The organism is Algoriphagus lacus (genome assembly GCF_003583985.1).
GTDB lineage: Bacteria > Bacteroidota > Bacteroidia > Cytophagales > Cyclobacteriaceae > Algoriphagus > Algoriphagus lacus.
The window spans coordinates 41192-54908 of record NZ_QXML01000006.1 but is presented as its reverse complement, the minus strand read 5'-3'; the positions used below and the strand labels follow the sequence as shown (position 1 = coordinate 54908).

The 13717-nt window shown below is 44.6% G+C and carries 12 protein-coding genes; 10 read left to right on the top strand and 2 right to left on the bottom strand.

Annotation, left to right across the window (positions count from 1 at the left end):
- The first annotated feature begins 52 nt into the window (after positions 1-52).
- The 7 genes from D0X99_RS12670 to D0X99_RS12635 all read left to right on the top strand — a co-directional run bounded on the left by D0X99_RS12670 (position 53) and on the right by D0X99_RS12635 (position 8436).
- Entirely contained in the window at positions 53-2338 is a 2286-nt protein-coding gene (locus D0X99_RS12670; RefSeq protein ID WP_119478435.1) for a S9 family peptidase, read from the top strand.
- A 273-nt stretch (positions 2339-2611) separates the two neighbouring features.
- A complete protein-coding gene (hisG, locus tag D0X99_RS12660) occupies positions 2612-3472 on the top strand; it encodes an ATP phosphoribosyltransferase (protein WP_119478210.1) in 861 nt (286 codons plus the stop codon).
- 30 nt (positions 3473-3502) lie between these two features.
- Positions 3503-4798, top strand: a complete 1296-nt coding sequence (gene hisD / locus D0X99_RS12655; RefSeq protein ID WP_119478209.1) for a histidinol dehydrogenase — start codon at positions 3503-3505, stop codon at positions 4796-4798.
- On the top strand, positions 4795-5847 hold the full coding sequence (gene hisC, locus D0X99_RS12650) for a histidinol-phosphate transaminase (RefSeq protein WP_119478208.1): 1053 nt from the start codon (positions 4795-4797) through the stop codon (positions 5845-5847). The genes hisD and hisC overlap by 4 nt, the downstream gene beginning before the upstream one ends.
- A gap of 130 nt (positions 5848-5977) precedes the next feature.
- Positions 5978-7072, top strand: coding sequence for a bifunctional histidinol-phosphatase/imidazoleglycerol-phosphate dehydratase HisB (gene hisB, locus D0X99_RS12645; protein ID WP_119478207.1), 1095 nt, complete (start codon positions 5978-5980; stop codon positions 7070-7072).
- 95 nt (positions 7073-7167) lie between these two features.
- Complete coding sequence (locus D0X99_RS12640; RefSeq protein WP_119478206.1) at positions 7168-7527, top strand: cupin domain-containing protein; 360 nt, start codon at positions 7168-7170, stop codon at positions 7525-7527.
- A gap of 108 nt (positions 7528-7635) precedes the next feature.
- Positions 7636-8436 (top strand): tetratricopeptide repeat protein, encoded by an 801-nt coding sequence (locus D0X99_RS12635; RefSeq protein WP_119478205.1) that lies wholly within the window; start codon positions 7636-7638, stop codon positions 8434-8436.
- Positions 8437-8542: 106 nt separating this feature from the next.
- Here the strand turns inward: D0X99_RS12635 and D0X99_RS12630 are convergent, their stop codons facing one another.
- Positions 8543-9424 (bottom strand): ATP-grasp domain-containing protein, encoded by an 882-nt coding sequence (locus D0X99_RS12630; protein WP_233553711.1) that lies wholly within the window; start codon positions 9422-9424, stop codon positions 8543-8545.
- Positions 9425-9524: 100 nt separating this feature from the next.
- Between D0X99_RS12630 and D0X99_RS12625 the strand changes: the two genes are divergently transcribed.
- A complete protein-coding gene (locus tag D0X99_RS12625; RefSeq protein ID WP_119478203.1) occupies positions 9525-10277 on the top strand; it encodes a polyprenol monophosphomannose synthase in 753 nt (250 codons plus the stop codon).
- On the opposite strand, the gene D0X99_RS12620 is transcribed toward D0X99_RS12625, so the two are convergent.
- Entirely contained in the window at positions 10255-11472 is a 1218-nt protein-coding gene (locus D0X99_RS12620) for an ABC transporter permease (RefSeq protein ID WP_119478202.1), read from the bottom strand. The genes D0X99_RS12625 and D0X99_RS12620 overlap by 23 nt on opposite strands.
- 40 nt (positions 11473-11512) lie before the next feature.
- Here D0X99_RS12620 and D0X99_RS12615 point away from each other — a divergent pair, with 40 nt between their 5' ends.
- The gene (locus tag D0X99_RS12615) at positions 11513-12694 is read left to right on the top strand and encodes an exo-beta-N-acetylmuramidase NamZ family protein (RefSeq protein WP_119478201.1); all 1182 of its coding nucleotides are present in this window, start codon (positions 11513-11515) and stop codon (positions 12692-12694) included.
- Positions 12695-12775: 81 nt separating this feature from the next.
- Complete coding sequence (gene fmt, locus D0X99_RS12610; protein WP_199708086.1) at positions 12776-13717, top strand: methionyl-tRNA formyltransferase; 942 nt, start codon at positions 12776-12778, stop codon at positions 13715-13717.

Sequence of the window (13717 nt, the reverse complement as noted above, 5' to 3'; positions counted from 1 at the left end):
GTTGGCCTTTTGGCATTTTCCTTATTTTGATACAGATTTTAAATCCAAACTCATGAAATCCCCAAAAAGCCACTGGCTTAGTCTTTTCCTGGTTCTGCTCTTGACCTTGACTTCCTATGGCCCTTTGAGCGCACAGATTACAGAGGAAACCTATCACAGAGCCGAGTATTTTTTGACAAACAACCTACAAAAGGAGATTTACCATTTGGAAGTAGTTCCTACTTGGTCCAATGGGGGCAAAGTATTCATCCACTCCACCTACACTCCTTCTGGAAAGCGTTTTTTCAAAACCAATTCCGAAAGCCTTGAAACCTTGGAGGCTTTTGATCACCTCCGTTTGGCAAAGCTCATCCGGGAAAAAACAGGGACCGAAGTCAATCCATCCGATTTGCCAATCAATGCCGTTTCCATAAAAAGTGAAAAAGTGATCGCTTTTCAATGGAGAAGCCAAGATTGGACCTGGAATACTGAAACGGACTCCTTGGAATCCCTCCCAATTTCAGAACGAAACGAAATGGAGTCTTTTTCTCCGGATCGAAACTGGAAAGCTTTTACCAGGAATTACAACCTGTTTGTGAAAAATCTGGAAACCGGAGAGGAAACTCAATTGAGCTTTGACGGGAAGAAAAACTTCGAATATGCCTCCTTTTACGGTTGGAGTGATTTGATTGCTGGAGAAAACGGCGAAAGGCCTCCCCATTTCATGGTTCAATGGTCACCAGATTCGAAGAAGATTTTCTCTCAAATCGTAGACCTTCGAATCGCTGAAAAAATGTATTTGTTGGACTTCAGCAAGGATGAAAAGTTTAGGCCGGAGCTACTGTCCTATTACCGTGGCTCTCCGGGTGATTCGACTGTGGTCAATTACATCCCGGTGATTTTTGACTTGGAAACAAAAAAAGAAACCAAACTTCCCGAACTCACCTCTCCCCATTTCATTGGAATAAACCTTCGCTGGTCCTCAGATAGCAAAAACCTTAACGGATTCTTTTTCCCGCGTGGATACAAGGAGTTACACCTAATTGATGTCAACTCGGAAAATGCCCAAATCCGAAAAATCTATTCTGAATCCTCCTTCACGCACATCAACCGCGATCTTATTTTCAGAAGATTGAAAAACGGAAATTTCATCATAAGCTCAGACAAGTCGGGCTGGAACCAGCTTTACCTTTTCGATTGGAATTCAGGAAAGGAAATCAATCCGGTGACCTCCGGTGAATACGTGGTATCCAAACTGAGTTATCTGGATGAGGAAAACGGGGTGATCTATTTTGAAGCTTCCGGTAAGGAACCCAATCGAAATCCCTATTTCAACCACCTATATCGGGTCAAGCTGGACGGTTCAAATCTGGAATTGTTGACTCCGGAAAATGCCTTTCATGAGATTTACATTTCTCCCGATGGAAAATTCGCAGTGGACAACTATTCCACTGTAAGTCAGCCTACTCAATCCATACTTTTGGATCTAAAAACCGGAACTCACCTTAAAAAAATCTCGGAAGCGGACATTTCCAATCTCAAAAAACGAGGCTATCAGTCACCAATTCCCTTCACTGCCATAGCCAAAGATGGTAAAACGGAAATCCATGGAGTCTACTTTGTTCCAACCACCTTCGACCGCAAGAAGAAATACCCCATCATTGATTACACCTACACGGGACCGCATACTTCCACAGTCCCAAAAACCTTCAAAAGCGGCCTGTTGGGTCACCAACAACCCATGGCTGAACTTGGATTTGTGGTCGTGACCGTGGATGGCTTGGGAAGCTTTGGTAGGTCTAAAGCCTTTTCGGATTTTTCCTATAGAAATCTCGGAGACGGAACTACCGACCACGTACTCGCCATCACACAATTGGCTACCAAAGAGCGATTTTTGGACATCACCAAAGTAGGGATTTTCGGACATTCGGCAGGAGGATATGATGCCGGGAGAGCCATGCTCCTTCACCCGGATTTTTATAAAGTCGGGGTAGCTTCGGCGGGTGACCATGATTTCCGGATGGAAAAAGCCTGGTGGCCGGAGATGTACATGGGGTATCCGGTTGGAGATTACTACCACGAACAATCCAATATCACCAACGCCGCCAATCTGAAAGGCCACTTACTTTTAGCCCATGGAGGAATTGATGAAAATGTCAATCCTTCGGCTACCTTCAAGTTTGCTGAAAATCTGATCAAAGCCGGCAAGGACTTCGACCTGTTCATCTGGCCTAGCCGAAACCATAGTTTTGGAAGAGCTGCCGGTGATTATTTCACAAAAAAACGATGGGATTATTTCATCGAGCACTTATTGGGAGAAAAACCCATTCGACATTATCAGTTGCAAGTCGGGAATTAAACCGACTTTTTCTTCAAAAATTAACTATTTCGAAACCAGTTTTAAGTTTGCTTGTTCTCTTTCCGTACCTATCTTTGCCAGCGTAAATGGAAAACACCAATAGAAATATTGAATTTTTAGCAATTGCTCAGCATGCGCACATGCTGCATCATTTCCATCATTCCTCTTGAGAGGAAGCTTTATACACCCCCACCCGGTGAAGCTGATGACAGGGATTCGGCCATTCACCAAAATTTAATCCAAACCAAAACTTTCCTAGCGTAACTTGTCCCCATGGAACAAATCATCCGCATTGCCGTGCAAAAAAGCGGCAGACTTTCCGATGACTCACTCAGCTTAATCAAAGAGTGCGGTATCAAATTTTATAACGGAACGGGCAAACTCAAGTCCACTTCAACCAATTTCCCAGTCGAATTTCTTTTCCTACGCGATGACGATATCCCAGGCTATGTGGCCGATGGGGTTGCTGACTTGGGAATTGTGGGAGAAAACGAACTCGTCGAAAAAGACAAAGAAGTACTAACCCTCAAGAAACTGGGATTTTCAAAATGCCGGCTTTCCCTAGCCATCCCAAAAGGTCAGGAATATTCCGGTGTGGACTATTTTCATGGAAAAAGCATCGCCACCTCCTACCCGAAAATTCTCGGTGATTACCTCAATTCCAAAGGAATTAAGGCTGAAATCCACGAAATCAGCGGTTCCGTGGAAATTGCCCCCAGCATAGGATTGGCGGAGGGAATTTTCGACATCGTCAGTTCGGGTTCCACCCTTATGATGAACGGTCTGAAAGAAGTGGAAGAAGTATTCAAATCTGAAGCAGTCCTGATCGGAAATAAAAACCTGGCGGATTGGAAAAAAGCCATTTTGGACAAATTGCTTTTCAGAATCAATGCGGTACAAACTGGCAAAAGCAACAAGTATGTGCTGATGAATGTGCCTAACGATTCCATTCCACGCATCACAGAATTGATACCGGGAATGAGAAGCCCGACGATCCTGCCACTTGCCCAGCCCGGATGGTCATCCGTTCATTCAGTGCTAAGTGAGGATCAGTTTTGGGAAAACATCGAAGAACTCCGTGCCGCAGGTGCAGAGGGAATTTTGGTAGTCCCAATTGAAAAAATGGTTATTTAATGAGATTTTAAGCTTTTCTACATAAAACTTATGCAACTCCTGGTCAATCCTTCTCCTGAAAAGTGGAAAAAACAACTGGCCCGACCGGTCCAGAAAACCAAGGAAATCAACAAAATCGTCAAACCGATTCTGAAGAAAGTTCAGAAAAGCGGCGACAAAGCCCTGAAGAAATTCGCTCAGGAATACGACCATGTGCACTTGGACGGTTTGTTGGTTTCTCCGGAGGAAATAAACGAAGCCATCGATCTGGTAAGCAAGGATCTGAAAAAAGCCATAGCAGTAGCCAAGGCCAACATTGAGCGGTTCCATGCTGCACAGGCTTCCCCCGAACTCATTGAAGAAGTCATGCCGGGAGTGGTCTGCAGGAGAAAAAGCGTTCCCATTCAGCGAGTTGGATTATACATTCCCGGAGGAACTGCACCACTTTTCAGCACAGTCCTGATGCTGGGTATTCCTGCTAAACTGGCTGGATGTAAAGAAATAGTTCTTTGCACACCTCCCAATCGGGAAGGGAAAATCCATCCTGCGATTCTTTACACTGCCAATCTGATTGGAATTTCCAAAATCATCAAAGTTGGCGGCGCACAAGCTGTAGCTGCCTTGACATTTGGAACCGAAACGGTGCCTCAAGTGGATAAAATTTTCGGTCCGGGTAACCAATACGTGACTGCTGCCAAACAGTTGGCCACCAAATACGGGGTAGCCATCGATATGCCTGCCGGTCCTTCGGAGGTTTTGGTGTATGCGGATGAAACAGCCATTCCCGCTTTTGTGGCTTCTGATCTTCTTTCACAAGCAGAGCACGGGGTGGATTCACAGGTGGTTTTAGTGACTCCTTCGGAAAAATTCGCCAAAAAAGTCCTGAAGGAAATCACCGAACAACTCGAAAAACTTCCCCGAAAAGACATCGCATCCAAAGCGCTCCAAAACTCCACCGCTGTGGTGATTGAGGATTCCGAAAAAGCCTTGGAACTGATCAATCAGTATGCACCGGAGCACCTCATCATCGCAGTGGAAAATGAAGAAGAAGCTGTTGATGCCATTTACAATGCGGGATCGATTTTTATCGGAAACTATACCCCCGAGTCAGCAGGCGATTATGCTTCAGGCACCAACCACACCCTGCCTACTTATGGATACGCCAGAAATTACAGTGGGGTATCGCTCGATAGCTTTGTGAAAAAAATCACCTATCAGAAAATCTCTCCCGAGGGTTTGAAAAAACTCGGGCCTGTGGTCGAGGAAATGGCAGCCAATGAGCTTTTGGAAGCCCACAAAAACGCAGTAACGATTCGTCTTAACTACCTGAAAGGCAAAAAGAAATGAGCTTTGATCTAAACTCACTTTTGCGTCCTCACATCGCAAAACTTCAACCCTACACCTCAGCTCGTGACGAGTATACCGGCAAAGAAGGAGTCTTTTTGGACGCCAATGAAAACCCGTTTGGTTCAATCACCGAGCAGGATTTCAACCGCTATCCTGATCCATACCAAAGTGAATTAAAAGGGGAAATTTCCAAAATTAAGGGCGTTCGTCCGTCACAGATTTTCATGGGAAATGGTTCCGATGAAGCCATCGATTTGTTGTATCGGGCCTTCTGCAATCCTGGAAAAGACAACGTGATTTTGCTGCCTCCGACTTACGGAATGTACGAGGTGAGTGCCAATATCAATGATGTGGAGATTCGCAAAGTGTCGCTGACATCGGACTTCCAACTTCAACCTGAAAAGATTTTGGCTGCGGCAGACTCCAACTCCAAGATTTTGTTCATCTGCTCTCCCAATAACCCTTCGGCCAATAAAGTCAAGCGTGAGGATGTGCTTTTCCTGCTAAAAAATTTCAAAGGATTGGTCGTAGTGGATGAAGCTTACATAGACTTCAGTGATGAGCCAAGCTTTACTACCGAGTTGGACAATTTTCCAAACCTGCTGGTCATGCAGACCTTCTCCAAAGCTTGGGGATTGGCTTCCTTACGTTTGGGGATGGCTTTTGCATCGGAAGAAATCATCCGGATCCTCAACAAAATCAAGCCTCCCTACAACATATCCGGCTTGACGCAAGAGACTGTTTTGGCAGCAATTGCCAATAAACCCAAGGTGGAAACCATGATCCGGGAGATTCTGGAAGAGCGGGAATTTTTGCTCAGCGAACTGAAAAAATTTCCCTTTGTGCAAAAAATTCATCCTTCACACGCCAATTTTCTGTTGGTCAAAGTCCCACATGCCAACCAGGTTTATGACGATCTGATCGCAGAGAAGGTAATCGTAAGAAACCGGGCCAAAGTCCTGCTTTGTGAAGATTGCCTGAGAATTACTGTTGGAACCCGAGAAGAAAATGAAGCATTGTTGAAGGCATTGAATAAGGTGTGTTCCTGAATTGAAAGATTGGAAAATTGAAAGATGGAAAAATTAAAAGTTCATTCTTTTACCTGTGATAAATTTAAAACAATAAGAAAGAGGCCTGTTTTTTAAGACTAGGCCGTCAAACGTAATTCTTAAATCGTAAATGAAAAAAGTACTCTTCATAGATCGAGACGGCACGATCATCAAAGAACCACCTACAGATTTTCAGGTTGACAGCCTTGAAAAGTTGGAATTTGTACCCAAAGCCATTTCCAACCTTCGCAAAATCGCAGAGGAAACAGATTATGAGCTAGTCTTGGTAACCAATCAGGATGGACTTGGTACGGATTCTTTTCCGGAAAAGGACTTTTGGCCGGCTCAATACAAAATGCTCAAAACCCTGGAACAGGAGAATGTCTTTTTTAAGGCCATTCACGTGGATAAGACTTTTGAACATGAAAATGCACCTACTCGCAAACCAAGAACCGGTCTATTGACCCAATATTTCTCCGAAGAGTACGACCTGGGAAATTCCTATGTAATCGGAGATCGGTTCACGGATGTTCAGTTGGCAAAAAATCTTGGTTCAAAGGCCATTTTCCTCGGAGATCCAAATCCGGATGCAGCGCTTTCCACCAAGGATTGGGATGAAATCTACAACTTCCTGAAGATGCCTCCCCGCGCTGCAGAGATACACCGAAAAACCTCCGAGACAGACATCTACATCAAACTGAATCTGGACGGAACCGGGCAGTGCAAGATTTCCACCGGATTGCATTTCTTTGACCACATGCTGGAGCAGTTGGGTAAGCACGGCAGCACCGATCTGGAAATCCAGGTAAAGGGAGATCTTCACATCGATGAGCATCACACCATCGAGGATACGGCCTTGGCCTTGGGCGAAGCCTATCTCAAAGCCTTGGGCGACAAGAAGGGCATCTACCGCTATGGATTCCTGTTGGCCATGGACGATGCTCTGGCGCAGGTTGCCATCGATTTTGGTGGGCGACCTTGGTTGGTTTGGGATGCCAAATTCACCCGTGAAAAGGTTGGCGATATGCCTACCGAAATGTTCTACCATTTCTTCAAATCCTTCTCAGACACCGCCAAGTGCAACCTCAACATCAAGGTGAAAGGTGAAAACGAGCACCACAAAATCGAGGCAACTTTCAAAGGGCTTGCCCGAGCTATCAAAATGGCCGTGATGCGTGATCCCAGAAATATCAACCAACTTCCCAGCACTAAAGGGGTGCTTTAAAATTATCAACAGACCTCCTTTACCAGTCGACAACTTGGCTAACCTATTGGTGTGAATTGATAAAGACGATATTCTTAAGCATTTATTAATGGATAATGGAAAAAGTAAACCTTTCTGAGAAATTCGGTCTTTTCAACGAATACTGGACACCAAAAATTGCCGGAGAACTCAACGGTCAACAGGTAAAGCTTGCCAAACTTAAAGGCGAATTTGTTTGGCACAAGCATGATGAGGAGGACGAACTCTTTTTTGTCGTAAAAGGAATACTTCAGATGGAATTCCGGGACAAAACGGTTTTTATCAATCAAGGTGAATTCTTAATCGTTCCAAAAGGGACAGAACACCGGCCCGTTGCTGAGGAAGAAGTTTGGGTGATGTTGTTTGAGCCCTCTTCCACCTTGAATACCGGAGACGCAGAAAGCAACCTTACCCAATTTCATTTAGACCGGATTTAAGATCCTAAAGCTGCTTCTTAAGAGGCAGCTTTTTTTATAGCTGGAAAAAAAATTAAAATTCTGGCCTAGGTACTTTTTCCTTTTTGGATTTATTTTTACTTTTTCGTTATGATACGATTTATTCATATTATTACGATTATTTCATCGATTTATTTATTAATTTCCTGTGCAGCAGCTCCTGAGGAAATCGAAGCGCTTTATCAGGCAGGCAACTATGAGCAAGCCATCTCTGCCATCAATCGGCGGATGTTTTTTCATGTTGGAGAACTCAAAATGCTCCACATCCGGGCAAGGTGTTATGAAGAATTGGGAAAAACGGATGAAGCCATAAAAGATTACGAAGAGATCATCCATTATGACCCCAATTACGCCCATGCCCATGCAGGAATTGGGAAAATCCTTTTTGAAAAAGAGTATTACCGACAGGCAGAACTTCCGATTTTGAAGGCTGCAAGTTTGGAACCTGATGATTTTGAAATCCTCTTTTTGGCAGGCAGGGTGCAACTGATGGTAAAAAATTGGGAACGGGCTGAGATTTTTTTGAATCAAGTGCAGCAAATGAATCCGGAGTTTGCCCCAGTTTACTATTACACAGGCATGGCACGGGCAAGTCGCGGAGACATCTACGGCGCTGCGGCGTCCTTAAACAGTTACCTTCAAAAAGAACCTGACAACTTAACGGCAAGGTATAACCGAGGCTTTGTCTTGCTCAAAATCGGATATTTGCCATGGGCCTTGGAGGATTTTGATTTCGTCCTGAAAAACAATCCCAATCATTTTGAAGCCCTTGGAAAAAAAGGAATCTGCTTGGCGAAAATGGGCAATCCGGAAGGCTGTCAACTTATCCAGGAAGCCGCAAACAAAGGAAGCGATTATGCCTTGAGCAAAATGGAAGAGTTTTGTCTTTGAATCCCCTGAGCATCCTGACCTTACTCAGTCAGGATGCTCAGGGCAACACACTGGTTCACGCCTATTTTATCAGAATAGCCTTACAATTTCCCTATTCCCAAAACTTCTACCCAAGAAGCCGCTTTTTCAATGCATCCCGATAGTTTGGAATAGCTTTCTCAGACAGACCTAAAAACAAATACGGCTCGATCAGTTCAAGCTCCATCAAGTGGAAAACCCCGTCAATCTCCACTCCATCCACTCTGCTGTACAAGGTATCGGCTCCAAATGTATCGATCAGTTTTTGCCCGGATTCCAGCATGGTAGCACTCGGATGTATTTCCTGGATTGTACCTCCAAAGTAGTGTTGAACCCGGAAATCGGATTTGGCGGGAGTTTTCAGGACACCATGGGAAAAGGTCCGGTTGAAGAAAATCATGGAATACTCCCCTACTTCTGCCACTTCTGAAACAAAAGGCTGAACAAGAAAATCTTCATTTTGAACCAGCTGAAATACTTTCTCTTCGTATTCCGCCCAATCCTTCACCGGGATTTTCAAGGTGTTTTTGGCTCCCCCGCTGACTAAGGGCTTCACGACAAAAATTTCAGAAGTTACTTTTTGCTTGATCAGTTCAAGATTGGGCCGAATACCTTTTGGGAGAATCATTCCGGCAATGACCGGGTATCCCTTCTCCTCAATTTCCAACAGGTAGTTCTTACTTGAATTCCACTTAACCGTTTTGAGATCATTCAATACGGGAATACCCAACTGTTGAATCTTTTCAATCCATTGCAGAAACTCCGGATAGTAATCGAAATAATCCCAGGTTGATTTGATCAGCAAATGGGAATAATTGCTCCAGTCCACTTGCGGATCGGACCAAGCTTGAATTTCGTGCGAAATACCGAGTTCGGTCAAGATCGCAGAAAGAATCTTATCTTCATCAATGGTATTGGTATCGTAAGCTCCGGTGGAGAAGTAGCTGACTATGGCAATATGCATGGGCATAGGGGATAATTTCTGCGCAAAACTAGGGTTTAAGCTTTTTTCACCGAGACCACTCTTCAAAAATCCCAACGATATCTTACTTTTGACCTTTGAAAGCACTATGACCCACCGAAAACTCGTCATCATCCCGACCTACAATGAGCTGGAGAACATCAGCGACATGATACATACGGTTATGGGATTGGGTGGAAACTTCGACCTTTTGATCATCGATGATGGGTCGCCCGACGGTACAGGAGCAGTCGTCAAATCACTTCAAATTGCTTTTCCAGACCGACTTCACCTGATGGAGCGAAGTGGTAAACTCGGGTTGGGAACAGCCTACATCGCCGGTTTTAAATGGGCTTTGGAGCGAACCTATGATTTCATTTTTGAAATGGACTGTGACTTTTCGCATGATCCAAAGGACTTGATCCGACTTTACAATGCCGTAAAAGACCGGGAATTTGACCTGGCGATAGGGTCCCGCTATATCACCGGAGTAAATGTGGTCAACTGGCCGATAGGAAGGGTACTGATGTCTTATTTCGCCAGCGTTTATGTAAAATTTATCACCGGATTACCCATAAAAGATGCCACAGCAGGGTTCAAATGCTATCACCGAAGTGTGCTGGAGGGCATCAAACTTGACGAAATTCAATTCATCGGCTATGCGTTCCAGATTGAAATGAAATTCACGGCCTGGAAACTTGGCTTTAAGCTGATTGAGGTTCCGATCATATTTACCGACCGTACCAAAGGAACTTCCAAGATGAGTCCAAAAATATTCAAAGAGGCTGTTTTGGGGGTAATCTGGATGAAGATCAAAAGTATTTTTTCCCCTTACAAACTCAATCGAATCGGATCGATTTGATCGGATCGATTCTGGAGATGACCAGCACAGGTATCCAAAGTACCAAGGCAGTCAGAATGGTAATCCCAACATTAAGCCAAATGAATATCGGCCAATTCCATTCGATTGGAACATAACTCATGTAATAGCTGGCCGAATCCAAGGGAATGAGGCGAAACTGATCCTGCAGAAATCCGATTCCCAATCCGATCAGGTTACCGATAAGAAGTCCCCTACCCAAAATCTTCATACCGTTCCAAAAGAAAATTCTCCGGATTTGAGTGTTTCTGGCCCCAAGTGCTTTGAGTAATCCGATCATTTGGGTTCGCTCCATAATCAGAATAAACAGGATCGCTCCCATGTTGAAGATCGCCACAAAGCCGATCAGGGAGATAAACACCACCACATTGGTATCCAACAAAGTCAACCAGTCAAAAATCTCCAGAAACCGGTCCCGACTGTCGATCAGTTTCAAATCCAAATCCATCACTTCTTCGATCAGAGGAAAATAGGTGCTGGCCTTTTTGGGATCATCCACAAAAACCTCCAATCCTCCCACCTGATCTGCTGTCCAGCCATTGAGATTTCGGATGGTCTGAAGTTCGCCGATGACGATTTTTTCATCGAAATTTTCCAGATAGGTTTCGAAAATCCCGACCACTTCCACTCGTCTAAACCGTGGAGGATCCTGCACAAAATAGAGCGTAACCTTATCGCCGACTTTAAGCAAAAGTTTGTTTGCCACAAACTTGCTGAGCAGGATTTCATTACTTACTCCCGAATCAGGCAAGTGAAGCATCCGCCCATCCGTCAGGTATTTAGCAAAAGAAAGGGTGTCAAAATCCCTTCCCACACCTTTCATGAGAATACCCTCGACTTCCTGATCTCCTTTGATCAGGGCTGCTTTATGGGCGAAAGACTGTATTCGATTCAGAAAAAGGAGACTTTTTGAGTTTTTGACAAAGTCTGCATTAAGCGAAAAAGGCGCCTCCTCAAAGGCATTGCTCATCTGAAATCGCTGAACCTGAAAATGGCCAGTAAACCCATAAACACGCTCCGAAACGGTACTCTGAAATCCCCCCAGTACCATAAACGCCAGGATGGAAACTCCAAGGCCTAAGGCCAGACTTCCCACCGCAATGCGGTGAATTGTCCCCGAAAATCCTCCGGCCTGCTTGAAACTGATTCTTTTGGCAATGAAATAGGAAAGGTTCAAGGGCTTGGTTTAATTTGTCCTGAATTCACCGCAAAATAGCATGAAGCAAACGAAATTTTCATTTCTGGTTTTCTTTTTGGCTTTTTCTCTCAGCCATTACCTGACTCAACCGGTTTTTGGGCAGGAGCGCATCTTGACTGGAGCCGAGAGATCCGAACTTTACCTTCCTCTGCTGCAGGGGAAAAAAGTAGGATTTGTGGGAAATCAGACCAGCATCATGCCTCAATCTGCCAACAAGCATGTGGTGGATTTCCTCCTGGAAAAGGGGGTGCAGGTGAAAAAAGTATTTGTTCCCGAACATGGATTTCGGGGCACCGCAGATGCTGGTGAAAAAGTAGACAACACGGTTGATCAAAAAACCGGACTTCCGATCATTTCGCTTTACGGAAACAACAAAAAGCCAACCGCTTCTCAGATTGCTGATTTGGATATTGTCATTTTTGATTTGCAGGATGTAGGCACCCGATTTTTTACCTACATCAGCACGATGCATTATGTGATGGAAGCCTGTGCGGAGCAGGGTAAAAAGGTCATTATTTTCGATCGGCCCAATCCAAACGCGAGCTACATCGACGGCCCAATGCTCAAACCCGGCTTCGAGTCTTTTGTCGGAATGCATAATATCCCAATCGTTCATGGTTTGACAGTTGGAGAATTGGCGAAGATGATCAATGGGGAAAAGTGGCTGAAAGGCGGACTGAAGGTTGATTTGGAAGTGATTCCTGTCGCCAACTGGAACCATCAGATGGCTTATAGCCTTCCGGTAAAACCCTCACCCAACCTTCCGACTGACCTCGCAATCAAACTTTATCCAAGCACTTGTCTTTTCGAAGGAACGGTCGTTTCGCTTGGTAGGGGAACTTATTTTCCTTTTCAGGTCTATGGCTATCCCGATCCAAAATTTGGGGAGTTTCAATTTACTCCTGTCAGTATAGACGGCATGTCCAAAACGCCTCCCCATCAGGACAAACTTTGTTATGGCAGAGACCTCAGAGGAGAATCGATGGACCATCATTTCACCTTGGAATACCTGCTTGAAGCCTACAACAAATCCGGAATGAAAGAGAAATTTTTCAACAACTACTTCAACACTTTAGTAGGCACAGATGAATTGAAAAAGCAGATTCTTGCTGGAAAAACCGAGGGGGAAATTCGGGAAAGCTGGAAAGCCGGACTGGAGGATTACAAAATGAAAAGAGAGAAGTATCTCATTTACAAATGATTTGAAATTTGATATTCGAGATTTGATTTGACGTAAAATCAAATTTCGAATTACGAATTAATATAGAGCTTCAAATAACGAATGTCGAATAACGAAGTACCAACAAAGAATCTCCGAATCATCTACATGGGCACGCCGGAGTTTGCTGTGCCTGCATTGGAAAAACTGGTCAAAGCCGGCTGGAATGTAGTCGGGGTCATCACTGCTCCGGACAAGCCACAGGGCCGTGGCCAAAAACTTGAGGGTTCACCTGTCAAGCAGGCTGCAGAGCGACTCGGGCTTCACATCCTCCAACCAACCAATCTCAAAAACCCGGAATTTCAGCAGGAATTAAAAAGCCTCAAGGCAGACCTTCAAATCGTAGTGGCTTTCCGCATGCTTCCTGAGGCAGTTTGGAATATGCCAACATTGGGCACATTTAACCTTCACGCTTCTCTCCTGCCTGACTACCGTGGCGCTGCTCCGATCAACTGGGCTATTATCAACGGAGAAAAAGAAACCGGTGTGACTACATTTTTTCTCAAGCATGAGATCGATACGGGAAGCATTATTTTCCAGGAAAAAGTCCCCATCCTTCCTGAAGATGACTTGGGAGCGGTTTATGAAAAATTGATGACCATCGGATCTGAACTGGTTTTGAAAACGGTGGAAGCAATCGCCACACAGAATGTCCATCCTACAGTCCAGGATGAATCCAAAGCCCTACACCACGCACCGAAGATTTTCAAGGAAACCTGCAAAATCGATTGGAACCAATCTGCTGAATCCATTCACAATCTGGTTCGTGGACTTTCTCCTTACCCAGCGGCTTGGACCGAGTTTCAGGACAAAACCTGCAAAGTTTACAAGACTGCCTTTTCTGAAAAAAACCTTCCGGGTAAACAACCGGGACAGTGGGAATCAGATGGAAAAAACTACCTGAAATTCCAGACCGGATCGGGTTCCCTCGAACTTTTGGAACTCCAACTGGAAGGGAAAAAACGGATGAAAATTGACGAACTACTCCGGGGGCTTAAACTTTAA